Here is a 22,780-nt window from a genome sequence, read left to right on the forward strand (position 1 = left end):
CACGCTACTCGCGCCGACTAGACAGGATCGAAGCCGGAGATCAGCCAGTCGTCGCCGGAGCGCGTGAGTTCGACGTTGATACTCGTCGCCGTCGTGACCGGTTCGGGTTCCACGGCACTCGTCGTCGTCTGGTTCACGAACAAGAGCACTGTCGCCGTGTCGGCCTGTACGTCCACGGGACCGGCCGCCGCCACCGTCGCCTCGGTGGCTACCTGGCTCTCCTGCGCGGCCGGCACCACCACCTCCGTGGTGAACTTCGAGTAATAGTCGAGGAACTCTCCTGTCAGACGACCGCGGGCGGTGTCGACGACGCTCGCCACGGTGTCCGGCGTGTAGGACAGAAGGGCCACCGCGCCCTGCGACGCGGTGTCGGTCACCGCCGCGCGCACGTCGTCATCGACACGCTGGTCCGGTCGATACGTCGTCACGTAGAGGATTGCGGCCAGCACAGCCGCCACCGCGGTGAGTGCAGCCAGGACGGAGACCAACCTGCGTGGGTTCCGCGACCACCATCGCACCTTCTCTTCTGCCTTCACTGCACGAACCCCGCCTTCACGATCTTGTACCGGCCGTCGTCGAGTTGCACCGTGACCCGCATCCGCTGTCCGCGCGGTTCTTCCGCAGCGCCACCGGCATTCGAGACCTTCTGTGCGACAGCGACTATCACGTCGGCGGAATCACCGCTCTGCGATTCGATCGCGGCCTGCAGCACCTCACCTTCGGACTGGACCCGCGCTTCCTGCATGACGGCGACGAGGTCCTTCGAGCGCGCTTCGAACTCGTCGCGGAACTCTCCCGCCGCGCCGTCGAGCACTCGCTGCACGTCCTCGTCGGCGCGCTCGAAGTTCATGGTTGTCAAGTTCACGACCCCTTGGCGGGCCGCGTCCAGAATCTCGGACTGCTCCCGGGCATCGCGCTCGGCCTGCCAGTGCGAGTAGCCGAAGTACCCGCTGAGGGCGACCAGCGACAGCGCCGCCACCGACAGCACGCCGGCGATTGCCGTCCCGGACCTCCACCCGGCCGACGGCCGGACAGCTTCTCCGCCGGACGCCGCCTGCGCTGTGTCCCCCTCCGGTGGAGTCGGCTTTTCCGGGGAAGCGCTGTCCACGGCGGGCACGTCAGCCATCGATGTCCTTCGGTAGTGCGTGTTGTTACCTGGATCACTCGAATGCTACCCGTGGGCAATATCAGATATTTTTCGCCCACCGGCGCTCGCGACATCCCGTCGACGCATAGCTTGTGTCGGGCCACACGTACGGTCGGGTATCACTACTGTTGAGGACAAGGCAGGCGACTCGGAAGGATCCACGATGACCAGCGATTCAGGCGCGCGCAGCCGCGTGCAGTTCGGTGCCGGAGCGACGCCGGAACTCGTCAGCTCCCAGGGGCGGACCATCATCGCCGACGCCGTGGTCGCCAAGATTGCCGGCATCGCCACTCGCGAGATCAACGGCGTCTACGACGTGGGTGGCGGCACCGCCCGCGCAGTCGGCGCTCTCCGTGACCGGATCCCCGGCGCACGGGTCAATCACGCCCAAGGGGTCGCCGTCGAGGTCGGGGAAAAGCAGGCCGCCATCGACATCGGCATCGTGGCCGAATACGGCGTCGCACTACACGAACTCGCCGTCGGAATCCGCCGCAACGTCATCGCCGCTGTCGAGCGCATGACCGGGCTCGAGGTGACGGAAGTGAACATCACCGTCTTCGATGTCATGCTCGAGGAACCCGATATCGTGGCCGAGTCGGACCTCAAACCGAGGGTGCAGTGACAGGGTCGCCCTTGCCGGACACCGGCACCGAAGATTTGTCGGAACGGGTCGCCGCCGCCGTCCTCGCCACTCCCGGCGTCGCAGCCCTGCACGGCGGCGAATTCGGGGAAATCGCGACCTATCTGCCCGGCCGTCGTGTCACCGGGGTGACCATCGGCCCGTCGTCGTGCGCCGTTCACGTAGCCGTGCGCTACCCGGCGAATGTCGTCGATACCGCCGAAAACGTACGGGCCGCCGTCGAATCGCTGGTGAACGTCCCCGTAGACGTGACCATCGAAGATCTCTTGACCGAGACAGGACACACGCAATGAACAGTACAGTCACAGGGTTGGTCGTCGGGTTACTCCTCGCGATCGCCGGAATCCTCGGCGGCTTCAGCGGATTCGTCTTCGCGGTACTTCTCGGCGCGGTTGGAATGGCCGTCGGTGCACACCGGGACGGTCACCTCGACCTCGGCGCCATCCTCCGAAGCCGTGGCCGTGGCTGAACCCTCCCCCTCCGGATCGGCTGCCGGTGTCGACGAAGCGGCCGCCGACTACGACGCGTCCGGATTGCGCGGCGAGTTGGTCATCAAAGAGCGCGCCATCGTGAAGATCGCCGTCGCCACAGCCCTGCAGGTACCCGGCGTGGTCAGGCAGTCCGGCGGACTGTCCCGGCTCACCGGTCGCGAACTCCCCCGCGCCGATGTGTCCACGGGCGCCGATGCCGTCGCCATCAACCTGTACATCGCGATGCGCTGGCCGTGCCGTCTCGACATCCTGAGCCGGCGGCTGCGTGCGGAAGTGAGCCGCCGCATCGAGGATCTGACCGGGATGCCGGTGTGTGAACTGAACATCGTGGTCGCCGGAACAGAGGCAGCGCCGGACGAGGACAGTTCACCGGACACGGCCTACCAGGACGACGACTCCCGCGCTCCGGACGCGCCCATTGTCCCGCTCCGACCGCGCACACCGCGGGCCACACCGGCCGCGGTACCGGCCGCGATCATCATCGCGGTCGCAGCTCTGGGCCTGGCACTCGTCTCGGCGCGCGAACTGCTCATCATGCGAGGCACTTTCGCGAATGCACCCTGGATACGGAACACCGTGGAGTGGCTGGGACGACTGCACTGGTCGGAGTGGATAGTCCCGGCCGCGGTGAGCGCGATAGTACTCGGCGTCGTCTTCATCGTCGCGGCTGTCAAACCCCGACCACGCACACATCTGCCACTGCGAGTCGGCGACACACCGATCGTCTGGTTTCGACCCACCGACCTCGCTCGCCATTGCAGCAGCCACGCACGCACCGCTCCCGGCGTGCAGTCCGCGCACACCACGGTCGACCGCAAGCACGTCACCGTTCGAGTGGTGCGCAGCGAAGCGTTCTCGGCCGGTGACGTCGCCATCTCGGTCCGCGAAGCGGTGGAACCGACCCTGTCACTACTCGGTACCGCCCCCGAACTCCGAGTGCAGGTGAAGCCATGACCCATCGCACCGCCGCCGTCAATCGTCTGATCGTCCTCGTCGTCGGCCTCATCCTCTTCGGTGTGGGCGCCTACGCCGTCGCCTGGGACCTCGGCGTACCGATCGTCCGGGAATGGGTGTCGCATTACGACCGCGCACGTGTCACCTCGTTGCCTGAGGAGAACTGGTGGGGGTGGGCGCTCGCCGCGGCGGTCGTCGGGGGTGTGCTGTTCGGAACGGTGCTGTTGGCGCTCGATCTCACCAGGCGACGCACTGCGCCCGTTGCGGTGCCGGATCGAGACTCCGGAACCTTCGTCACCGTGGACCTCGGGTCTCTCGCCAACGGGGTGTCGAGTGAGCTCGAGCGGTATCCGGGGGTGCGGCAGACCCGTGCACGGGCCGTCAACGAACGTGGACTACCCACCCTGTCCGTCGTCGTGACCGCTGATCCGACGATCGACCTCGCCGACTTCACCCGCACATCGGAGCGCATCGCCGCCTGGGTTGCGGCGACGGTCGGTGACAACGAGGTGGCCACCCAGGTCCTGCTGCACCTCGACCGGGCCGATCAGCCCGCACAAAATTCCGAGAGCTGACCCGCGCACCCGCACGTACTCGGTACGTTCGGGCTCATGGAATATGTGGTGTTCTATGCGACCGATCCGGACAGTGCAGCGCGTATCCCCGAGGTGTACCCGCGGCATCTGGCGTACCTCGACGAGTTCTCCGCTCGAGGTGGTCTGCTGAGTATCGGTCCGTTCGACGACCCCGTTGCCAACGGGTCGATGGCGATCTTCACGAGCCGGGCGCGAGCCGAGGAATTCGTCGCGAACGACCCCTTCGTCCTCGAGGGCATCGCGCTGCCGGGAGAAATCCGCGAGTGGGACGCCCTGAGCTTCCGCTGACACCCCAACGAGGTCGGACGAGAAACGCCAGTGGCGCCCATCCCGGAGGATGAGCGCCACTGGCGTGTAGTGCAGCGTGATCAGCCGATCACAGGTAGGCGGGTGCCTACTTGTTGATCTTCGTGACCTTGCCGGCGCCGACGGTGCGGCCGCCTTCGCGGATCGCGAAGCGCAGGCCCTCGTCCATGGCGACGGGCTGGATCAGCTTGACGGACATCTCGGTGTTATCACCGGGCATGACCATCTCGGTGCCCTCGGGCAGCGTCACAACGCCCGTCACGTCCGTGGTACGGAAGTAGAACTGCGGACGGTAGTTGTTGAAGAACGGCGTGTGGCGGCCGCCCTCGTCCTTGGACAGGATGTACGCCTGGCCCTCGAACTCGGTGTGCGGGGTGGTGGTGCCGGGCTTGACGACAACCTGTCCACGCTCGACATCTTCGCGCTTGATACCACGCACGAGCAGACCGACGTTGTCACCGGCCTGGCCCGAGTCGAGGAGCTTGCGGAACATCTCGATACCCGTGACCGTGGTCTTGGTCTTGGTTTCCTTGATGCCGACGATCTCGACGTCCTCGTTGACGTTGATCACGCCACGCTCGATACGACCGGTGACGACGGTGCCACGACCGGTGATCGTGAAGACGTCCTCGACGGGCATGAGGAAGGGCTTCTCGGTCTCGCGAACCGGGTCCGGGATGGACTCGTCGACCGCAGCCATGAGCTCGAGGATGTTCTTGGTCCACTCCGGGTCGCCCTCGAGCGCCTTCAGTGCGGAAACCTTGACCACCGGAGCGTCCTCGTCGAACTCCTGCGCAGCGAGGAGCTCACGGACCTCCATCTCGACGAGCTCGATGATCTCTTCGTCGTCGACCATGTCGGCCTTGTTGAGAGCGACGAGGATGTAGGGCACGCCGACCTGGCGGGCGAGCAGCACGTGCTCACGCGTCTGGGGCATCGGGCCGTCGGTGGCGGCGACCACGAGGATGGCACCGTCCATCTGCGCCGCACCGGTGATCATGTTCTTGATGTAGTCGGCGTGACCGGGAGCGTCGACGTGCGCGTAGTGGCGCTTCTCGGTCTGGTACTCAACATGCGAGATGTTGATCGTGATACCGCGAGCCTTCTCCTCAGGAGCCTTGTCGATCTCGTCGAAGGCCGAGGCCTCGTTGAGATCCGGGTACGCGTCGTGCAGAACCTTGGTGATGGCCGCGGTCAGCGTGGTCTTGCCGTGGTCGACGTGACCGATGGTGCCGATGTTCACGTGCGGCTTCGTCCGCTCGAACTTCGCCTTCGCCACTGTGTGTCCTCCTGGACTGATTGATGCTTGCGGTATGCAGCAGTGCGGTTGTTATTACTGGGTCGTGCTTTCGGCCGGCTTAACCGAGGTTACTCGCCGGTCGCCTTGGCGATGATTTCCTTCGAGACGTTCGCGGGAACTTCTGCGTAGGAATCGAACACCATGGAGAAGTTCGCCCGGCCCTGGGTCTTCGACCGCAGATCACCGATGTAACCGAACATCTCCGAGAGCGGAACCAGCGCCTTCACGACACGGGCACCACTGCGTTCCTCCATGGCCTGGATCTGGCCACGGCGGGAGTTCAGGTCGCCGATCACGTCACCCATGTATTCCTCGGGTGTGGTGACCTCGACAGCCATGAGCGGCTCGAGAATGACCGGGCCGGCCTTGCGGGCGGCTTCCTTCAGTGCCTGCGAACCGGCAACCTTGAAGGCCATTTCAGACGAGTCGACATCGTGGTATGCACCGTCGAGCAGCGACAGCTTGAGGTTGACCAGCGGGTAACCGGCCAGGACGCCGTACTGCATCGCGTCCTGCGCGCCTGCATCCACGGAGGGGATGTACTCGCGCGGGATGCGGCCACCGCTGACCTTGTTCTCGAACTCGTAGGTGGCGCCGTCTTCGCCGACGAACGGTTCCAGCGCGATGATCACCTTGGCGAACTGGCCCGATCCACCCGTCTGCTTCTTGTGGGTGTAGTCGTGCTTCTCGACCTTCTTGGTGATGGTCTCGCGGTAGGCGACCTGCGGCTTGCCGACGTTGGCCTCGACCTTGAACTCGCGACGCATACGGTCGACGAGGATGTCGAGGTGGAGCTCGCCCATACCGCCGATGACGGTCTGGCCGGTCTCCTCGTCGAGCTCGACGGAGAACGTGGGGTCCTCTTCGGCGAGCTTCTGGATCGCGGTGCCCAGCTTCTCCTGGTCGGACTTGGTCTTGGGCTCGATCGAGACCTGGATGACCGGGTCCGGGAAGCTCATGGACTCGAGCACGATGGGGCTGCTCTGATCGCAGAGGGTGTCACCGGTGGTGGTGTCCTTCAGACCGATCATCGCGTAGATGTGGCCGGCCACGGCCTCGTCGACCGGGTTCTCCTTGTTGGCGTGCATCTGGAAGAGCTTTCCGATGCGCTCCTTCTTGCCCTTGGTCGCGTTCATGACCTGGGCGCCCGGATCGATCCGGCCGGAGTACACGCGGACGAACGTCAGCTTGCCGAAGAACGGGTGCGCTGCGATCTTGAAGGCCAGAGCCGAGAACGGCTCGTCCTTGCTCGGCTTACGAGTGAGAACTTCCTCCTCGTTGCCCAGCGCGTGGCCCTGAACCTCACCGATGTCCAGCGGGTTCGGCAGGTAGTCGATGACCGCGTCGAGCATGGGCTGCACGCCCTTGTTCTTGAACGCGGAACCACACAACACCGGGTACAGCTCGGACGCGACCGTCATCTTGCGGATGGCAGCCTTGATCTCCTCGACGGAGAGCTCCTCGCCGGCGAAGTACTTCTCCATGAGAGCTTCGTCGGACTCGGCAACGGTCTCGAGCAGCTTCTCGCGGTACTCGGCGGCCTTGTCGGCCAGATCCGCGGGGATCTCCTCGATGGTGGGCTCGGCACCGGTCGGCACGACACCGCGCCAGGTGATGGCCCGCATCTCGACCAGGTCGACAACACCGTCGAAGTCGTCCTCGGCGCCGATCGGCAGCTGCAGGACGAGGGGCTTGGCACCGAGACGGTCGATGATGGTCTGGACCGTGAAGTAGAAGTCCGCGCCCATCTTGTCCATCTTGTTGACGAAACAGATGCGCGGAACGTCGTACTTGGCGGCCTGACGCCACACCTGCTCCGACTGGGGCTCGACGCCCTCCTTGCCGTCGAACACGGCCACAGCGCCGTCGAGCACGCGGAGCGAACGCTCCACCTCGACGGTGAAGTCGACGTGACCGGGGGTGTCGATGATGTTGATCTGGTTGTTGTTCCAGAAGCAGGTCACCGCGGCAGAGGTGATCGTGATGCCGCGTTCCTTCTCCTGCTCCATCCAGTCCGTCGTCGACGCGCCGTCGTGCGTCTCACCGATCTTGTAGTTGACACCGGTGTAGAACAGGATGCGCTCGGTGGTGGTGGTCTTGCCGGCATCGATGTGCGCCATGATGCCGATGTTGCGGACCTTGTTCAGGTCGGTCAGCACTTCCTGTGCCACAGGATTCTTCCCCGCTCGTAGCTCGTGTATCGGGTGTCGGCCTCCCCGGTGTTCCACCAGCGGGGCCATTGTCTCGAGTTGTAGATCAGCCGGGCCCGGGTAGGGCCCGACGTAGCAACGACGCCGGAGCAGTCACGGTGAGGTGACTGCTCCGACGTGACGTCACCAGCGGTAGTGGGCGAATGCCTTGTTGGCTTCAGCCATCTTGTGAGTGTCCTCACGGCGCTTCACAGCGGCACCGAGGCCGTTGCTGGCGTCGAGGAGCTCATTGGCGAGACGCTCGACCATCGTCTTCTCACGGCGCTGCCGCGAGAAGGTCACGAGCCAGCGGAGCGCGAGGGTGGTGGAACGGCCCGGACGGACCTCGACCGGCACCTGGTAGGTGGCGCCACCGACACGGCGGCTGCGAACCTCGAGGGCAGGCTTGACGTTGTCCAGAGCGCGCTTGAGGGTGACGACCGGATCGGTGCCGGTCTTCTCGCGTGCCTGCTCGAGCGCCTGGTAGACGATGCGCTCGGCGGTGGACTTCTTGCCGTCCAGGAGGATCTTGTTGACGAGCTGCGTCACCAGGGGCGAACCGTAGACCGGGTCGTTGATGAGCGGGCGCTTCGGAGCGGGGCCCTTACGTGGCATTAGCTCTTCTCCTTCTTGGCGCCGTAGCGGCTGCGTGCCTGCTTGCGGCCCTTGACACCCTGGGTGTCGAGGGAGCCGCGGATGATCTTGTAGCGCACACCGGGGAGGTCCTTCACACGACCACCGCGGACGAGCACCATGGAGTGCTCCTGCAGGTTGTGGCCCTCACCCGGGATGTAAGCGGTGACCTCGACGGAGCTGGTCAAGCGCACACGCGCGACCTTACGGAGCGCCGAGTTCGGCTTCTTCGGGGTGGTGGTGTACACGCGGGTGCACACGCCACGACGCTGCGGGCTGCCCTTCAGAGCTGCCGTCTTGACCTTGGCGGTCTTGTCGCGGCGGCCCTTGCGGACCAACTGATTGATGGTTGGCATTTACCGGCTTTCTTCGTGTTGAACAGACTGCTCTGGACAAGCAACCTTGGCTGTTCTGAAATTAGGGATCTAGCAGTTGGGGCAAGGAAGCTACTGCCCCGCACTCGATCGGCGGTGCGTGACGTGCACGCACCCCACGGTCGGGTGTGTCGCATACCCCCACACAGGCAGCCGGATGCTCGTTCCATGCAGCAAATCTGCACGAACGCGCGCACGGCAATACCTCGCTAGGCACACAGATCGGCCCGGGCATGCCGGACACGACCCACAACGATACCCGGCGGCGCGCCGGAAGGTCAAAGCGGGCGGGCGGTGGTAAGGGCTGCGAGGTGAGAGGAATGGCTTTCGGATCGAGTGCCAGCACACTAGCTGCTCAGGTTGAGCGTCAGATCGGCGAGGGTGGACGCCGCCTCACACGGATCCGCCGCGGCAGCGGTGAACTGCACCCACCAGCCGACCACGCCCGAGGACGGCGATCCCACGCTCACCCCGCAGGCTCCGGGATCATTCGGTGGCCGCATCACCACGGCTCTGCGGCCCTGGATGGTCGACGACTCCACCTTGTAGCCCAGCTCCTCGCCCGTCTCCTTCTCGGTGTCGAGCGAACCTGTCTCGAACCAGTTGAAGGTGATCTTCACCGGACCATTGGCGCCGACGGCATCCCAGCGGCAGATCGCGCCGAAGAAGCCGCGCTCGATGGCGTCGGCCGCGACGGATTCGGCGATCTGTTCGTCGGTGACTGCGTCACACTCCTCGAGGAGGGCGGTGAACCTCTCCGTGTCACCGGTGACAGAGGCACCTTCGGGTCGGGCCGAACCGTCGATCGACGACCCGCATCCCGCGATCAGCCCGGCCACCGACACGATCGCGGCCGTAACCTCTGCCGCGCGGCGACGTCCGCCGCTCATCACTCCTCCGCTCATCATCTGGCCCCCGCTCACTTCGCCCTCGACACGCTGAGTTCGGCGAGGTCCCGCGCAACCTTGCAGGGGTCGGCGGCCGGCCGGGCGTCGGCATACATCACCGACCAGTGAATGAAATCGCCGCCGAACTCCACACCGAGTTCGCACAGGATCCCCTCCGAGGAGGCGATGAAGCCGGGGTTTCCCTGGACGTCGATGTCGGTGGCCGGCCGGCCGATCAGTTCCGATCCCGCCCGTTCGCGGCCGATCGGACTGCCGCGGTACCAGGAGAACGTCACGCTGGGCCCGCCGATTCCCGCGGTTTCCCATTCACAGCCGACGGAGTTGCGGGTGACGCCGGTGAAGGAGGGCATACCGAATGCCGTCGACACTTCGTCATCCGTGACGGAGCCGCACTGACCGAAGAACGGTCCCGGTTCGGTGACCTGCCCGGTGGCGGGTGGGGCGGCAGTATCGGTCCCGGCGTCGTCGCCGCCCCCGCAGCCGGCCAGGGCAGCCACGACACCGACCGCGGCGAGCACTCCCCATTTCCTGCCCATGAACGCTGACTCTACCGATCCGGCCGGGGTGTGCCCGGTTCAGTCGACTGCCACCGCGTCGAGTGTCCGTTCGGCGCCGTCAGTGCCCCGTGGGAGCGCGGCGTCGAGTTGCGCAGCCCATTGACGTACCACCTCGGCGCGGCGTTTCGAGTCGTCGGTGAGGACGTCGGCGAGGCCGAGCCCGCGGGCCAGGTCGAGAGTGGCCTGCACCAAGCGGTGTGCCACCGGGTCGGAGTCGTCAAAGCCGAAATGCTCGACGGCGGTGCGATGGGCGACCCGTCCGAAGCGTTCCTCGAGCGGCACGATCCGCGCCCGCAGCTCTGGGTCGGCCGCGGCTGCGGTCCACACCTGCAGGGCGGCTTTGAAGAGAGTGCCCGTGTAGTAGTCGACGAGCCGCGACACCACGGCCTCGGTGCGGCCCGCCCCCGACGGCAGGTCGGTGGCCTCCCGCCGGGCCTGCTCCATCCGGGCGTCGAACATCACCTCGAGGGCGGCGGTGATCAGATCTTCCCGCGTCGGGAAATGGTGCTGAGTGGCACCACGCGACACCCCGGCGCGTTGCGCTACCAGGCTGACGGTGGTGGCGCCCCACCCCAGTTCGGCGAGGCAGTCGATGGTGACCTCGAGCAGATGCTCACGCGTGACCCGGCTACGGTCCTGCTTCGGTTCGCGGGTCATGCGGTCACTTCCTCTCGTTGCGCTGTTCGCCCGTGCGCGGTTGACGAGTCCTGAGACTCGTCACCCGCGCACGGGGCCGGAGGCCCAGGTGGGCGGCCGCTTCTGCAGGAACGCCATCATGCCTTCCCGGGCTTCCTCGGACTCGAAGAGCCTCGCGGACTGCGCTGTCAGCTCGTCGGTGTAGCGGTCGAAATCGGCGAGCAGTGCCTTCGTGATCAGGGCCTTGCTCTCCGCCAGCCCCTGTGGCGACGCCTGCCGTAACTGATCGAGAATTTCCTCGACGGTGTCGTCCGGGTCCTGCGCCGACTCACTGATCAGTCCGATCGCCTCGGCCTCGTGCGCGCCGAACTTCTCCCCCGTGAGGAAGTACCGGCCTGCCGCGCGTGCGTCGATGCGGGGAAGGACGGTCAACGAGATGATCGAGGCGGCGAGCCCCAGTCGCACCTCGGTGAGGGCGAAGGTGCTCCGAGGTCCGGCGACCGCGATGTCGCAGGCACCTACCAAACCCATGCCTCCCGCTCGGACGTGACCGTCGATCCGCGCCACCACCGGTTTGGGCAGCTCGACGATGGCGCGCAGTAGTTCCGCCATCTGACGGGTCCGGGACCCGACATCTCCACCGGTCTCACTGAGATCGGCCCCGGCGCAGAACGTGCCACCGGTGTGGGTCAGAACGACGCCGCGGACGTCGTTGTCCGCAGCGGCGTCCCGCAATCCCTGCAGGAGCTGCTCGACCAGCCTCCCGGAGATCGCGTTCCTGTTGTGCGGCGAGTCCAGGGTGAGAGTGGCGAACCCGCGACTCACCTCGTAGCGGACGTACCGGTCGGCGTGTACTTCGGTCATGTGCTGTCCGTTCGACATCAGTACGACTTCGGCAACCCGAGCGAGTGCTGGGAGACGAAGTTCAGGACCATTTCCCGGCTGACCGGCGCCACCCGGGCGATGCGGGCCGCACCGAGCATCGCTGCCAGGCCGTATTCCTTGGTCAGGCCTGCCCCACCGTGCGTCTGGATGGCCTGGTCGAGGGCTTTGATGCTCGCCTCGGCGGCGGCGTACTTGGCCATATTCGCGGCCTCCGCGGCACCGAAGTCGTCGCCGCTGTCGTAGAGCACCGCGGCCTTCTGCATCATCAGCTTGGCGAGTTCGAGCTCGATCTTTATTTGAGCAAGCGGGTGCGAGATCCCCTGGTGGGCGCCGATCGGCGTCTTCCATACCGTGCGCTCGTTCGCAAACTTCACGGCCGCGTCGAGCGCGTACCGTCCCATGCCGACGGCCATGGCCGCACCCAGGATGCGTTCGGGATTCAGGCCCGCGAACAATTGCATCAACGCGGCGTCGGCCTCGCCGACGAGTGCGTCCGCCGGAAGCCGCACGTTGTCGAGGAACAGCATGAACTGGTGGTCGGGCTCGACGATGTCCATCTCCATCGGCGTCTTGACAAAATTCTCGGCGTCGGTGGGGACGATGAACAGCGCAGGCTTCAGCTTGCCGGTCTTCGAGTCCTCGGTCCGCGCGACGATCAGAACGGCATCGGCCTGATCGACCCCGGAAATGTAGATCTTGTTCCCCGACAGCACCCAGTCCTCGGCTTGATCATCATCCCTCGCTCCGCTCGACCGGTCCCGCCGCGCGGTGGTCGTGATCTGGTGCGAGTTCGAACCCGCATCGGCCTCGGTGATGCCGAATGCCATGATCTTCGACCCGTCGGCGAGTCCTGGGAGCCACTTCTGCTTCTGCTCCTCGGTGCCGTACTTGCCGATGATGGTGCCGCAGATGGCGGGCGACACCACCACGAGCAGCAGCCCGGCACCGTGCGCGGCAAGTTCTTCCTGGACCAGCGCCAGTTCGTAGATGCCCGCTCCCCCGCCGCCGTATTCCTCGGGGAGGTTGACGCCGAGGAACCCGAGCTTGCCCGCCTCGTTCCACAACTCCGTCAGTGGTTCACCGCGCCGCGCCCGAGGAAGCACGTAATCGACGTAGTTGAAGCGCTCCCCGAGCCTCGACACGGAGGCACGGAGTTCCTTCTGTTCTTCGGTCTCGATGAAGCTCATGATTCTCCTTCAGCCTGCGCTGCTTCGACTACTGCCAGTACCGTTCCCACGTCGACCTGCTGACCGACGGTCACCGACAGTTCGGTGACCACACCGGATGCCGGTGCCTTGATCGTGTGTTCCATCTTCATCGCCTCGAGCCACACGATCGGCTGGCCGACGGTCACGGAATCGCCGACCTCGGCGCCGAGGCGGATGACCGAACCGGGCATCGGGGCGAGGAGGGACCCCTCCGCCACCACGGTGCTCGGATCGGTGAATCGCGGCTCTGCGCGCAGGCTCACCGGCCCGAGCGCGGAGTCGACGAACACGTCTTCGCCGTAGCGCGCCACCTCGAACGATCTGCGCAGCCCGGCAACGTCCAGCACGACCCTGCGTGCGGTCGCCGCGACGAGGGTGACATCGTCGAAGCCGTCCGCCTTCAGCCCGTACCGGCCGAGCAGGTACCGGACCTCGATCTCTCGGTCACCTGTCGTGAACGTCTTGCTTTGCGGAGCGGACGGCAGGTTCCTCCACCCACTGGGGAGCGTGGCGTTCACCGCCGCGACCTCGCGGTTGTGCGCCGCGTCCGCCAGTGCGGCGGCGAGCGCCGACAACCTGTGGGTGTCGGCCGACGCGAGCGGCCGCGACAACACCTCGAGGTCGTGGGTCGCGAAGAAGGCGGTGTCCGTGTCGCCGGCAAGGAACGCCGGGTGCCGGAGGACATTGACCAACAGGTCCCGGTTGGTGCGCAGCCCGTGGATCTGCGCACGGCCGAGGGCCGACGCCAGCCGGGTAGCCGCCTGGGACCGCGTCGCCGCGAACGAAATCACCTTCGCGAGCATGGGGTCGTAGTGCACGCCCACCACCGAGCCGTCGACCACACCGGAATCGAGGCGGACGCCGGGCGAGCGCAGAACGTCGAACTCGGTGGTCGTGCCCGGCACGTCGAAGTGGTGGACGGTGCCGCTCTGGGGTTGCCAGTTCAGAGCCGGATCCTCGGCGTACAGCCGAACCTCGATGGAGTGGCCCGACACGGTGGGATGCTCCGCGTCGAGAGGAACACCCGACGCCACCTGCAGTTGCAGTTCCACGAGGTCGAGCCCCGTGGTGCATTCGGTGACCGGATGCTCCACCTGCAGGCGGGTATTCATCTCGAGGAAGAAGAACTCTCCCACCTGATCGGCAAGAAATTCGACCGTGCCGGCACCCTCGTAGTCGATGGCTTTCGCGGCGAGCCGGGCTGCCTCGAAAAGCCGCTCCCGCATCCCGGGTGTGGCCTCGACCAACGGGGACGGCGCCTCTTCGATCACTTTCTGGTGACGACGCTGGATGGAGCATTCACGCTCCCCCACCGCCCACACCGTTCCATGACGGTCGGCCATCACCTGCACTTCGATGTGCCTGCCCGTTTCCAGGTAGCGCTCGCAGAACACCGTCGGGTCACCGAAGGCCGACTGTGCTTCGCGGCGTGCACCTTCCAATTGTTCCGCCAGGTCCGCGAGCTCGCGTACGACGCGCATACCACGCCCGCCGCCGCCCGCGGACGCCTTGACGAGTACGGGCAGATCGGCCTCGGTGACCGCGTCGGGGTCGAGTTCGGCCAGGACGGGGACCCCGGCGGAAGCCATCAGCTTCTTGGACTCCACCTTCGAGCCCATCATCTCGATGGCGGGCGAGGGTGGCCCGATCCAGGTGAGTCCCGCGTCGTGGACGGCGCGCGCGAAATCGGCATTCTCCGAGAGGAACCCGTAACCCGGGTGAATGGCGTCGGCTCCAGCCAGGCGGGCAGCCTCGACGACGAGGTCGCCGCGCAGGTACGTGTCGGCGGGGCTGTTGCCGGGCAACCGGACCGCGGCGTCGGCCTCGGCAACATGCGGGCTCGATGCGTCGGCGTCGGAAAACACGGCGACGGTACCGATGCCCGCCCGCCGGCAGGTGGCGAAGATGCGACGGGCGATCTCACCACGGTTGGCGACGAGGACGGACCGGATCAGGTGTGGGGCGTCGAGGGTTGTCATGTGCTGCCTCACATCCGGAAGACGCCGAAGTTCTCGGCGCCTTCGATCGGGGCGTTGGCAATGGCCGACAGGCACATTCCCACCACGGTTCGGGTGTCGCGGGGATCGATCACACCGTCGTCGTACAGGCGGCCGGACAGGAACATCGGGATCGATTCGGCCTCGATCTGGTTCTCGATCATGGCCCGCATGCCGGCGTCGGCCTCTTCGTCGAAGGCCTGGCCGCGCGCTTCGGCCGACGCCCGGCTGACAATGGAGATGACGCCCGCCAACTGCGCACCGCCCATGACGGCCGACTTGGAACTGGGCCAGGCGAACAGGAATCGCGGGTCGAATGCGCGTCCGCACATGCCGTAGTGCCCGGCCCCATAGGACGCCCCGAGGAGGATCGAGATGTGCGGGACGGTGGAGTTGGAGACCGCGTTGATCATCATCGAACCGTGCTTGATCATCCCGCCCTCCTCGTACTCCTTACCCACCATGTATCCGGTGGTGTTGTGCAGGAACAGCAGCGGGGTGTTCGAGCGGTTGGCCAGCTGGATGAACTGGGTGGCCTTCTGCGACTCCTCGCTGAAGAGAACACCGCGCGCGTTGGCGAGGATGCCGATCGGATACCCGTGCAGTTCGGCCCAGCCGGTGACGAGTGACGATCCGTACATCGGCTTGAACTCGTCGAAGTCGGAGCCGTCGACGATGCGGGCGATCACCTCGCGGGGATCGAACGGGATCTTGAGGTCGGCGGGGACGATGCCGAGCAGTTCCTCGGGGTCAGCGAGCGGTTCGATGACGTCGGCCCGGGGCGCGGGACCCTGCTTCGTCCAGTTCAGTCGCTTGACGATGCTGCGGCCGATCCGGATCGCGTCCTGCTCGTCGACGGCGAAGTAGTCGGCGAGACCCGACTTGCGGGCGTGCATTTCGGCGCCGCCGAGGGTTTCGTCGTCCGACTCCTCACCGGTGGCCATCTTCACGAGGGGCGGTCCGGCGAGGAACACCTTGGACCGTTCCTTGATCATCACGACGTGGTCGGACATGCCCGGGATGTACGCGCCACCGGCGGTCGAGTTCCCGAAGACGAGGGCGATGGTCGGGATGCCCGCCGCGGACAGCTGGGTGAGGTCGCGGAACATGCGACCGCCGGGAATGAACACTTCCTTCTGGGTGGGGAGGTCGGCGCCGCCCGACTCCACCAGCGAGATTACCGGGAGCCGGTTCTGCCGCGCGATGTCGTTGGCGCGGAACACTTTCCGGAGGGTCCAGGGGTTGCTCGTGCCGCCGCGGACCGTCGGGTCGTTGGCCACGATCAGACACTCGACACCCTCGACTACCCCGATCCCGACCACGGTGCTGGCGCCGACCGGGAACTCGCTGCCCCACGCCGCCAGCGGGCACAGCTCGAGGAAGGGCGAGTCGGGGTCCAGCAGCAATTCGATGCGCTCGCGGGCGAGGAGCTTCCCGCGTTTCTTGTGCCGTTCGGTGTACTTCTCCCCGCCACCGGCGAGCGCCCTGGCGTGTTCGGTGTCGATCTCGGAGAGTTTGTCGGTCATGGCTTTCGCCGCGGCCGCGTACTCGTCCGAGCCGGTGTCGAGGGTCGACTTCAGCGTCGTCATGCCTGATACCCCAATCGCTTGGCGGCAAGGCCGGTCAGTATCTCCGTGGTGCCCCCGCCGATTCCCAAGATGCGCATGTCGCGGTACTGCCGCTCCACTTCGCTCTCCCGCATGTAACCGAGCCCGCCGAACAGCTGAACAGCCTGGTTGGCCACCCATTCGCCCGACTCCACCGCGGTGTTCTTCGCGAAACACACCTCCGCGATGAAGTCCTCGCTCGACTCGAGCGACCGCTCGACCAGAGTCCGGGTGTACACCCGGGCCACATCGATCTTCCGGGCCATTTCCGTGACCGTGTTCTGCACTGCCTGCCTGCTGATCAGGGGGCGCCCGAAGGTTTCACGGTCGCGGACCCACGCCAGCGTGAGGTCGAGGCACCGCTGCGCACTCGAATACGCTTGGGCTGCAAGCGCGATACGTTCGGTGAGAAATGCCTGGGCGATCTGTGAGAATCCGCTGTTCTCGGCGCCGACGAGGTTCGCGACCGGCACACGCGCGTCGACGAACGACAACTCCGCGGTGTCGGAGGCGCGCCATCCCATCTTGTCGAGCTTGCGGGCCACCTCGAAACCGGGTGTTCCCTTCTCGATCACGAGGAGGGACACACCGGCGGCACCGGGTCCGCCGGTGCGTACCGCGGTGACCACGAAGTCGGCGCGGCACGCGGAGGTGATGAAGGTTTTGGAACCGTTGACGACGAAGTGGTCGCCGTCGCGCACCGCGGTGGTCCGCAGGTGTCCGACGTCGGAGCCGCCGCCCGGTTCCGTGATGGCGAGCGAGCCGATGAGGTCACCGCGCAGGGTGGGCCGCACCCACTTCTCGATCTGCTTCGGGTCACCGGCCGCTACCAGGTGCGGCAGGGCGATGCCCGAGGTGAACAGAGACGCGAACAGACCACCCGACGCGCCGGCCTGGTGCATCTCCTCGCAGATGAGGACCGCGTCTACCAGATCCCCGCCCTCGCCGCCGACGGACTCCGGGAATCCGGCGCCCATCAGCCCCAGTTCGGCTGCCTCACGGTGCAGTGCGCGCGGAATCTCACCGTCACGCTCCCAGTCCGCGAGGTGCGGAAGTATCTGTCTCTCGACGAAACCGCGCACGGTCTTGCGCAGCTCCTGCCGTTCCGGTGTGTCCCACACGTTCACGAACTTGTCCCTTCGGGGAGGAGTGCTTTCGGAATATCGACGTGCCTCGATCGCAGCCATTCACCGAGACCCTTGGCCTGCGGGTCGAATCGGGCCTGGGACGCCACGCCCTGCCCGAGAATTCCCTCGATGACGAAGTTGACGGCGCGCAATTTCGGCAGCACGTACCGCGTGACGGGGAGGTCGGCAGCCTCCGGAAGGAGTCGTTTCACTTCGTCGACTGTCAGGGTGTGGACCAGCCACCGCCACTGTTCGTCGGTACGGACCCACACACCGACGTTGGCGTTCCCGCCCTTGTCGCCGCTGCGGGCACCGGCAATGGTGCCGAGGGGGCAGCGCGTCGTCGGGCCACCGGCCGGTGGCCCCGGAAGTACCGGATCGTCGACGTCCTCGAGTTCACGCACCTCGGGAGACGGCTCGATGTCGACCCGGGCGCCGTCCGGCAGTACCGCGACGTGCGGAACTTCCTTGGCGTGCACGTACCCGGGCGTGAACACCCCATAGGGCTGCCCCTGCCCGGGTGGGGCGGTGAGCGTGAAGCCGGGATAGCTGGCGAGTGCGAGTTCGACTGCGAGCGAGGAGAAGCTGCGACCCACCGCGGCGGAGTCGGAATCGCGAACCACACACCGCAGCAGCGCGCTCGCGGCTTCCTCGGTATCGGCGTCCGGGTGGTCGGTACGGGCGAGCGACCACTCCAGTTCGGCCGGACGGATGGTCAGCCCACTCTCGAGTTGTCTCCGCACCAGCGCCGCCTTGGCCTCGATGTCGAGGCCGGTCAGGACGAACACGGCCTCGTTCCGGAACCCGGCCAGCGTGTTCAACGAGACTTTCAGCTGAGGCGGCGGCGGCTCACCCGTGACCCCGCTGATGCGGACACGATCGGCGCCGTCGTCGGACAGCTCGGCGGTGTCGATCCGGGCCGTCACGTCGGGGCCGGCGTACCGGCCGCCCGTGATCTCGTACAGCAGCTGCGCGGTCACGGTTCCGGCAGTCACCGCCCCACCCGTTCCGGGGTGCTTGGTGATGACCGAGGATCCGTCCGCGTCGATCTCGGCGATCGGAAACCCGGGCCGGTCGAGGTCGGCGATCTCGGTGAAGAATGCGTAGTTGCCCCCGGTGGCCTGGGTGCCGCACTCGATGACGTGACCCGCCACCACCGCACCCGCCAGCTGATCGAAATCACCCCTATGCCACCCGAAGTGCGCAGCCGCCGGTCCCACGATCACCGAGGCGTCGGTGACACGGCCGGTGACAACCACGTCGGCCCCGGCGTTCAGGCATTCGACGATCCCCCACGCTCCGAGGTAGGCATTGGCGGTCAGCGGACTGCCCAGTCCGAGTTCCGCGGCCCGCCCGATCAAGTCGTCACCCTCGACGTGAGCGATCTTTGCCTGCAGCCCCAGCGTGTCGTTCACTGCGCGCAGCGCCGCGGCCAGACCTGCGGGATTGAGGCCACCTGCGTTGGCGACGATGCGGACGCCCTTGTCCAGGGCCAGTCCGAGGCAGTCTTCAGCCTGGCGGAGAAACGTTTTGGCGTATCCCCGATCGGGGTCCTTCATGCGGTCACGACCGAGGATCAACATGGTCAGCTCGGCGAGATAGTCACCGGTCAGGTAGTCGAGTTCGCCGCCCTCGAGCATCTCGCGCATCGCCGACAGGCGGTCACCGTAAAAGCCGGAACAGTTGCCGATCCGCACCGTCATCGCGACCCCGCCTCCCGTCCCCCGCCGGCGGGACCCGCGAAAGCCTGTGCGATGTCGAGCCATTGGTCGGCGTCCGGTCCGGTCGCGACGAGAGCAAGGTCTGCCCGATTCGCCCGCTGGGTGACGAGCAGACAGAAGTCTTCTGCCGGTCCGGTCACCCTCTGGGCGGCGTCCTCGGGTCCCCATGTCCACGAAGACGAACCACCGGGCGCGGTCAGTTCTACGCGGAATTCCTCGGACGGCGCAGGAAGCTCGTTGACGGCGTAGGCGAAGTCGCGGGTGCGGACACCGAGGTGGGCGATGCTTCTCAGCCTCGCCGTGGGTGTCTGTGTCACTCCTAGAGCGTCGGCCACGTCCTGGCCGTGCGCCCAGGTCTCCATCAAGCGGGCCGTCGCCATGGACGCCGCCTTCATCGGCGGTCCGTACCACAGGATTTTCTGGTCGGGCGGCACCGCGGCCAGAGCGTCGGCGAGCTGTGCACGGGTCGTCCGCCAGTCCTCGAGGAGCTGCGCCGGCGGGAGGCTCGCGAACTCGCGGGCACCGGCGTCGACGAAACCTGCCGGGTCTGCCGCGGCGACCGCCAGCTGCGTGGTGAACGCGTCGGGGTCGGTGATCGCCAGCAGAGCGGCTCGATCGGTCCAGAGCAGATGCCCGATCTGGTGGGCGATCGTCCATCCCTCCGCGGGTGTGGGGTCTGCCCATCGGGAGTCCGGGAGGTCTGCGACCAGCGCATCCAACGCTTCGCTCTCGGCACACACGTCGTCGATGAACCTCTGCAGTTCGGCCATGCGACCAGCATCACACCAGACCCGTAAAAAAGCAAGCACGATTGATTGTTTTTGTCCTTGCCGTGTCGCCGGGTGCATTGCGGGCGGTCTGCTGCCACGCTGGGGACGTGATCCGACAGTTGCTCACCCAGGCGGCACTGAATCCTCTCCCCTCGCCGCGGACACTCGCGACGCGCCTCGTACCGAAGTCGGGACATCGGGTTGCCGGGAAGCGCATCCTGGTCACCGGGGGCTCGTCGGGTGTCGGCGAGGCTGCGGCACGCCGACTGGCACATCTCGGAGCGGAGGTCGTGCTCGTCGCCCGAGGCGCCGAAGCCCTCGAAGCCGTCCGCGACGACATCCTGCGCGCAGGGTGCGACGCGCACGCCGTTCCCTGCGATCTGACCGACCCCGACTCGATCGACGACATGGTGTCCCGGGTGCTCGGCGATATCGGCCCTGTCGACGTCCTCGTCAACAACGCCGGACGCTCGATACGGCGGACGGTCGAAGATTCGCTCGACCGCTTCCACGACTACGAGCGCACCATGGCGATCAACTACTTCGGTTCGACCCGGCTCACGCTCGCGTTGCTTCCGTCGATGCTCGAGCGCGGCGACGGCCACATCATCAACGTGGCCACGTGGGGCGTGCCCGCGGGTGTGATGCCCAAGTTCTCCGCCTACCACGCGTCGAAGGCGGCGGTCGGCGCGTTCGGCCGCAGCCTCGGTGCCGAACTTCGCGATCGCGGCATCGCCGTGACCACCCTCGACCTGCCTCTGGTGCGGACGCCGATGATCGCCCCGACCGCGGACTACGACTCGATGGCGGCGTTGTCCCCGGAGCAGGCGGCCGAATGGTTCGTCACCGCCGTCCGGACGCGGCCGGTCGAGTTGCTTCCGGGATATGGGGAGCTCTTCCGAGTTCTGGGCTTCTTCGCGCCGACCCTCACCGACGCGTTGGTGCGGCGGGCCGGCATCTAGCCAAAATGCAAGACTTGGCTCTGATCCCAAAGCCGCACACACCCCGAGGGAGCCGTACATGACCGACGCTGTGCTCACCACCCGCGATGGCGACATCATCACGTGGACGCTCAATCGTCCTGAGGCCCGCAACCCGATCTCCGAGCCCGACGTGATCGAGGCACTCGAGAACGCGGTGGCCGAGGTCAACGGTGACCCCAGCGTGCGCGCCGCCATCATCACCGGTTCCGGTTCGGCGTTCTCTTCCGGCGGCAACGTCAAGCACATGCAGAACCGCGAAGGAATGTTCGGCGGCTCCCCCGCCGAAATCCGGCAGGGCTACCGCCACGGTATCCAGCGGATCCCGCTCGCCCTGTACCACTGCGAGGTACCGACCATCGCCGCCGTCAACGGGCCGGCAATCGGTGCCGGTTGCGACCTCTCGTTGATGTGTGACATGCGGATCGCCTCCACCGCCGCCGTCTTCGCGGAGAGTTTCGTCAAGGTCGGCCTCGTTCCCGGCGACGGGGGCGCCTGGTTTCTTCCGCAGGCCATCGGCATGGCGCGCGCCAGCGAGATGGCGTTCACCGGTGACGCGATCGACGCCGCCAAAGCCCTCGAGTGGGGACTCGTCTCCCAGGTGACCGAGCCCGACCAGTTGCTGCCGGCGGCGCGCGCGCTGGCCGACCGGGTGGCGGTCAACCCACCTCAGGTGCTCCGGATGACCAAGAAGTTGCTCCGCGAGGGACGTCAACACAGCCTCGAAAGCCTGCTCGAACTCTCGGCGGCGATGCAAGCGCTCGCGCACCACACCGCCGACCACCACGAAGCGGTCGGGGCGATGCTCGATCGCCGGACACCGAACTTCACGGGGCAGTGAATCGGTTCCGCCCGGCCGTAAGACAGGTTCACCGCACCGCTGCGGCGGAGACACAGCGCCCGTGACCGGAACGTCCCCCAGCCGGCTCGTCCCTGTCCTGTCGGTCCTCGGATCGGTGTTGTCCGTCCAGTTCGGCGCCGCCTTCGGGAGCACCTTGTTCGACACGGTGGGCGCGTCGGGCGCCGTGGCACTGCGGCTCACCGTCGCCGCACTGATCCTCGGCATTCTGGTCCGTCCACGATGGCATCGGTGGACGCGACCGCAACGAGAGGGCATTATCGCCCTGGGACTTGCTCTCGCAGTGATGAATTCGGCCTTCTACGAGGCGCTGGCGCGGCTACCGTTGGGCACCACCGTCACCATCGAGTTCCTGGGGCCGCTCACCCTGGCCGCCGTCTTGTCGCGGCGACTCCGCGACGGCGTGTGGGTGCTGGCGGCTCTCGCGGGAGTGGTGATCCTCGGATTGCGGGACACGGGCACCGAGGCGCTGGACGCCGTCGGTGTTGCGTTCGCCCTCATTGCGGGGGCGGCGTGGGCGGGCTACATCGTCGCCGGTTCCCACTTGGCGGCGACGGTTCCGAGCGCTGACGGCCTGGCCGGTGCCAGCATCGTCGCTGCGGTGCTCACGCTGCCTCTCGGTGTGATTTCAGGCGGGACAGCACTGTTCGATCCCCGCACTCTGGCGGTGGGCGCCGCGGTGGCTCTGCTGTCTTCGGTCATTCCGTACACTCTCGAACTGCGGGCGCTACAGGTGATGAGCAAGAAGGTGTTCGCCATCCTCATCGCGCTCGAGCCGGCTGCTGCCACGCTCGCCGGGGTTCTCGTCCTCGGGCAGGTACTGGGACTGCAGACGCTGGCCGCGATCGCGCTCGTCGTCGCCGCCGGCATCGGGTCGGTGCTGAGTAACAGGTAG

The 22,780-nt window shown here is 66.5% G+C and carries 25 protein-coding genes; 9 read left to right on the forward strand and 16 right to left on the reverse strand.

Going from position 1 to position 22,780, the window contains the following annotated elements; translation table 11 throughout:
* Positions 1 to 17: 17 nt before the first annotated feature.
* The gene (locus L1080_RS17030; RefSeq protein ID WP_250772559.1) at positions 18 to 536 is read right to left on the reverse strand and encodes a twin-arginine translocation pathway signal; all 519 of its coding nucleotides are present in this window, start codon (positions 534 to 536) and stop codon (positions 18 to 20) included.
* Entirely contained in the window at positions 533 to 1,126 is a 594-nt protein-coding gene (locus tag L1080_RS17035) for a hypothetical protein (protein WP_250772562.1), read from the reverse strand. The genes L1080_RS17030 and L1080_RS17035 overlap by 4 nt, the downstream gene beginning before the upstream one ends.
* 184 nt (positions 1,127 to 1,310) lie before the next feature.
* Between L1080_RS17035 and L1080_RS17040 the strand changes: the two genes are divergently transcribed.
* From L1080_RS17040 to L1080_RS17065, 6 genes are read left to right on the forward strand one after another with little or no spacing between them, the layout of a single operon-like run.
* Positions 1,311 to 1,769 (forward strand): Asp23/Gls24 family envelope stress response protein, encoded by a 459-nt coding sequence (locus L1080_RS17040; protein WP_109328051.1) that lies wholly within the window; start codon positions 1,311 to 1,313, stop codon positions 1,767 to 1,769.
* Positions 1,766 to 2,080 carry an Asp23/Gls24 family envelope stress response protein gene (locus tag L1080_RS17045; RefSeq protein WP_250772564.1) on the forward strand — a complete coding sequence of 105 codons (315 nt, stop codon included), beginning with the start codon at positions 1,766 to 1,768 and terminating at the stop codon, positions 2,078 to 2,080. Before L1080_RS17040 ends, L1080_RS17045 begins: the two co-directional genes overlap by 4 nt.
* The gene (locus tag L1080_RS17050; protein WP_109328047.1) at positions 2,077 to 2,256 is read left to right on the forward strand and encodes a DUF2273 domain-containing protein; all 180 of its coding nucleotides are present in this window, start codon (positions 2,077 to 2,079) and stop codon (positions 2,254 to 2,256) included. Before L1080_RS17045 ends, L1080_RS17050 begins: the two co-directional genes overlap by 4 nt.
* Positions 2,249 to 3,232: a DUF6286 domain-containing protein gene (locus L1080_RS17055; protein ID WP_374434341.1), complete on the forward strand. Its 984-nt coding sequence runs from the start codon at positions 2,249 to 2,251 to the stop codon at positions 3,230 to 3,232. Before L1080_RS17050 ends, L1080_RS17055 begins: the two co-directional genes overlap by 8 nt.
* Entirely contained in the window at positions 3,229 to 3,807 is a 579-nt protein-coding gene (locus L1080_RS17060; RefSeq protein ID WP_159920449.1) for an Asp23/Gls24 family envelope stress response protein, read from the forward strand. The genes L1080_RS17055 and L1080_RS17060 overlap by 4 nt, the downstream gene beginning before the upstream one ends.
* 36 nt (positions 3,808 to 3,843) lie before the next feature.
* Complete coding sequence (locus tag L1080_RS17065; RefSeq protein ID WP_250772568.1) at positions 3,844 to 4,116, forward strand: YciI family protein; 273 nt, start codon at positions 3,844 to 3,846, stop codon at positions 4,114 to 4,116.
* Positions 4,117 to 4,222: 106 nt separating this feature from the next.
* Here L1080_RS17065 and tuf read toward each other — a convergent pair whose 3' ends face one another.
* From tuf to L1080_RS17135, 14 genes are all read right to left on the reverse strand, one after another.
* Positions 4,223 to 5,413 carry an elongation factor Tu gene (gene tuf / locus L1080_RS17070; RefSeq protein ID WP_109328041.1) on the reverse strand — a complete coding sequence of 397 codons (1,191 nt, stop codon included), beginning with the start codon at positions 5,411 to 5,413 and terminating at the stop codon, positions 4,223 to 4,225.
* 89 nt (positions 5,414 to 5,502) lie between these two features.
* On the reverse strand, positions 5,503 to 7,605 hold the full coding sequence (gene fusA / locus L1080_RS17075) for an elongation factor G (RefSeq protein WP_109328039.1): 2,103 nt from the start codon (positions 7,603 to 7,605) through the stop codon (positions 5,503 to 5,505).
* A gap of 162 nt (positions 7,606 to 7,767) precedes the next feature.
* On the reverse strand, positions 7,768 to 8,238 hold the full coding sequence (gene rpsG, locus L1080_RS17080) for a 30S ribosomal protein S7 (RefSeq protein ID WP_072738343.1): 471 nt from the start codon (positions 8,236 to 8,238) through the stop codon (positions 7,768 to 7,770).
* Complete coding sequence (gene rpsL / locus L1080_RS17085) at positions 8,238 to 8,612, reverse strand: 30S ribosomal protein S12 (protein ID WP_005252198.1); 375 nt, start codon at positions 8,610 to 8,612, stop codon at positions 8,238 to 8,240. Before rpsL ends, rpsG begins: the two co-directional genes overlap by 1 nt.
* Positions 8,613 to 8,977: 365 nt before the next feature.
* A complete protein-coding gene (locus tag L1080_RS17090; RefSeq protein ID WP_159920445.1) occupies positions 8,978 to 9,520 on the reverse strand; it encodes a DUF3558 domain-containing protein in 543 nt (180 codons plus the stop codon).
* Positions 9,521 to 9,549: 29 nt separating this feature from the next.
* Positions 9,550 to 10,074: a DUF3558 domain-containing protein gene (locus L1080_RS17095; protein ID WP_250772570.1), complete on the reverse strand. Its 525-nt coding sequence runs from the start codon at positions 10,072 to 10,074 to the stop codon at positions 9,550 to 9,552.
* Between the two features lie 39 nt (positions 10,075 to 10,113).
* Positions 10,114 to 10,752 (reverse strand): TetR/AcrR family transcriptional regulator, encoded by a 639-nt coding sequence (locus L1080_RS17100; RefSeq protein ID WP_159920443.1) that lies wholly within the window; start codon positions 10,750 to 10,752, stop codon positions 10,114 to 10,116.
* A 60-nt stretch (positions 10,753 to 10,812) separates the two neighbouring features.
* Positions 10,813 to 11,613 (reverse strand): enoyl-CoA hydratase family protein, encoded by an 801-nt coding sequence (locus L1080_RS17105; RefSeq protein ID WP_250772573.1) that lies wholly within the window; start codon positions 11,611 to 11,613, stop codon positions 10,813 to 10,815.
* Positions 11,613 to 12,803: an acyl-CoA dehydrogenase family protein gene (locus L1080_RS17110; protein WP_250772575.1), complete on the reverse strand. Its 1,191-nt coding sequence runs from the start codon at positions 12,801 to 12,803 to the stop codon at positions 11,613 to 11,615. The genes L1080_RS17105 and L1080_RS17110 overlap by 1 nt, the downstream gene beginning before the upstream one ends.
* A complete protein-coding gene (locus L1080_RS17115; protein ID WP_250772578.1) occupies positions 12,800 to 14,803 on the reverse strand; it encodes an ATP-binding protein in 2,004 nt (667 codons plus the stop codon). The genes L1080_RS17110 and L1080_RS17115 overlap by 4 nt, the downstream gene beginning before the upstream one ends.
* Before the next feature lie 8 nt (positions 14,804 to 14,811).
* Complete coding sequence (locus L1080_RS17120; RefSeq protein ID WP_250772581.1) at positions 14,812 to 16,410, reverse strand: acyl-CoA carboxylase subunit beta; 1,599 nt, start codon at positions 16,408 to 16,410, stop codon at positions 14,812 to 14,814.
* Positions 16,407 to 17,555 (reverse strand): acyl-CoA dehydrogenase family protein, encoded by a 1,149-nt coding sequence (locus L1080_RS17125; RefSeq protein ID WP_250772584.1) that lies wholly within the window; start codon positions 17,553 to 17,555, stop codon positions 16,407 to 16,409. Before L1080_RS17125 ends, L1080_RS17120 begins: the two co-directional genes overlap by 4 nt.
* On the reverse strand, positions 17,552 to 19,258 hold the full coding sequence (locus L1080_RS17130) for an acyclic terpene utilization AtuA family protein (RefSeq protein WP_250772586.1): 1,707 nt from the start codon (positions 19,256 to 19,258) through the stop codon (positions 17,552 to 17,554). The genes L1080_RS17125 and L1080_RS17130 overlap by 4 nt, the downstream gene beginning before the upstream one ends.
* A complete protein-coding gene (locus L1080_RS17135; protein ID WP_159920431.1) occupies positions 19,255 to 20,046 on the reverse strand; it encodes a TIGR03084 family metal-binding protein in 792 nt (263 codons plus the stop codon). The genes L1080_RS17130 and L1080_RS17135 overlap by 4 nt, the downstream gene beginning before the upstream one ends.
* A 119-nt stretch (positions 20,047 to 20,165) precedes the next feature.
* Between L1080_RS17135 and L1080_RS17140 the strand changes: the two genes are divergently transcribed.
* The 3 genes from L1080_RS17140 to L1080_RS17150 all read left to right on the forward strand — a co-directional run bounded on the left by L1080_RS17140 (position 20,166) and on the right by L1080_RS17150 (position 22,780).
* Positions 20,166 to 21,008 (forward strand): SDR family oxidoreductase, encoded by an 843-nt coding sequence (locus L1080_RS17140; RefSeq protein WP_250772818.1) that lies wholly within the window; start codon positions 20,166 to 20,168, stop codon positions 21,006 to 21,008.
* 58 nt (positions 21,009 to 21,066) lie between these two features.
* Positions 21,067 to 21,867 (forward strand): crotonase/enoyl-CoA hydratase family protein, encoded by an 801-nt coding sequence (locus L1080_RS17145; protein WP_159920429.1) that lies wholly within the window; start codon positions 21,067 to 21,069, stop codon positions 21,865 to 21,867.
* A 61-nt stretch (positions 21,868 to 21,928) separates the two neighbouring features.
* Entirely contained in the window at positions 21,929 to 22,780 is an 852-nt protein-coding gene (locus L1080_RS17150) for an EamA family transporter (protein WP_250772588.1), read from the forward strand.

Origin of the sequence: Rhodococcus sp. MSC1_016, from assembly GCF_023667485.2 — a bacterium.
In the GTDB taxonomy this organism is placed as follows: domain Bacteria; phylum Actinomycetota; class Actinomycetes; order Mycobacteriales; family Mycobacteriaceae; genus Rhodococcus_F; species Rhodococcus_F oxybenzonivorans.

Coding starts and splice junctions, on each gene's coding strand:
- L1080_RS17145 (WP_159920429.1), top strand. CDS start 21,067: ATGACCGACGCTGTGCTCACCACCCGCGATGGCGACATCATCACGTGG.
- L1080_RS17110 (WP_250772575.1), bottom strand. CDS start 12,803: ATGAGCTTCATCGAGACCGAAGAACAGAAGGAACTCCGTGCCTCCGTG.
- L1080_RS17135 (WP_159920431.1), bottom strand. CDS start 20,046: ATGGCCGAACTGCAGAGGTTCATCGACGACGTGTGTGCCGAGAGCGAA.
- L1080_RS17035 (WP_250772562.1), bottom strand. CDS start 1,126: ATGGCTGACGTGCCCGCCGTGGACAGCGCTTCCCCGGAAAAGCCGACT.
- L1080_RS17115 (WP_250772578.1), bottom strand. CDS start 14,803: ATGACAACCCTCGACGCCCCACACCTGATCCGGTCCGTCCTCGTCGCC.
- L1080_RS17040 (WP_109328051.1), top strand. CDS start 1,311: ATGACCAGCGATTCAGGCGCGCGCAGCCGCGTGCAGTTCGGTGCCGGA.
- L1080_RS17095 (WP_250772570.1), bottom strand. CDS start 10,074: ATGGGCAGGAAATGGGGAGTGCTCGCCGCGGTCGGTGTCGTGGCTGCC.
- L1080_RS17105 (WP_250772573.1), bottom strand. CDS start 11,613: ATGTCGAACGGACAGCACATGACCGAAGTACACGCCGACCGGTACGTC.
- L1080_RS17130 (WP_250772586.1), bottom strand. CDS start 19,258: ATGACGGTGCGGATCGGCAACTGTTCCGGCTTTTACGGTGACCGCCTG.
- L1080_RS17120 (WP_250772581.1), bottom strand. CDS start 16,410: ATGACGACGCTGAAGTCGACCCTCGACACCGGCTCGGACGAGTACGCG.
- L1080_RS17060 (WP_159920449.1), top strand. CDS start 3,229: ATGACCCATCGCACCGCCGCCGTCAATCGTCTGATCGTCCTCGTCGTC.
- L1080_RS17065 (WP_250772568.1), top strand. CDS start 3,844: ATGGAATATGTGGTGTTCTATGCGACCGATCCGGACAGTGCAGCGCGT.
- rpsG (WP_072738343.1), bottom strand. CDS start 8,238: ATGCCACGTAAGGGCCCCGCTCCGAAGCGCCCGCTCATCAACGACCCG.
- L1080_RS17050 (WP_109328047.1), top strand. CDS start 2,077: ATGAACAGTACAGTCACAGGGTTGGTCGTCGGGTTACTCCTCGCGATC.
- L1080_RS17100 (WP_159920443.1), bottom strand. CDS start 10,752: ATGACCCGCGAACCGAAGCAGGACCGTAGCCGGGTCACGCGTGAGCAT.
- rpsL (WP_005252198.1), bottom strand. CDS start 8,612: ATGCCAACCATCAATCAGTTGGTCCGCAAGGGCCGCCGCGACAAGACC.
- L1080_RS17090 (WP_159920445.1), bottom strand. CDS start 9,520: ATGAGCGGCGGACGTCGCCGCGCGGCAGAGGTTACGGCCGCGATCGTG.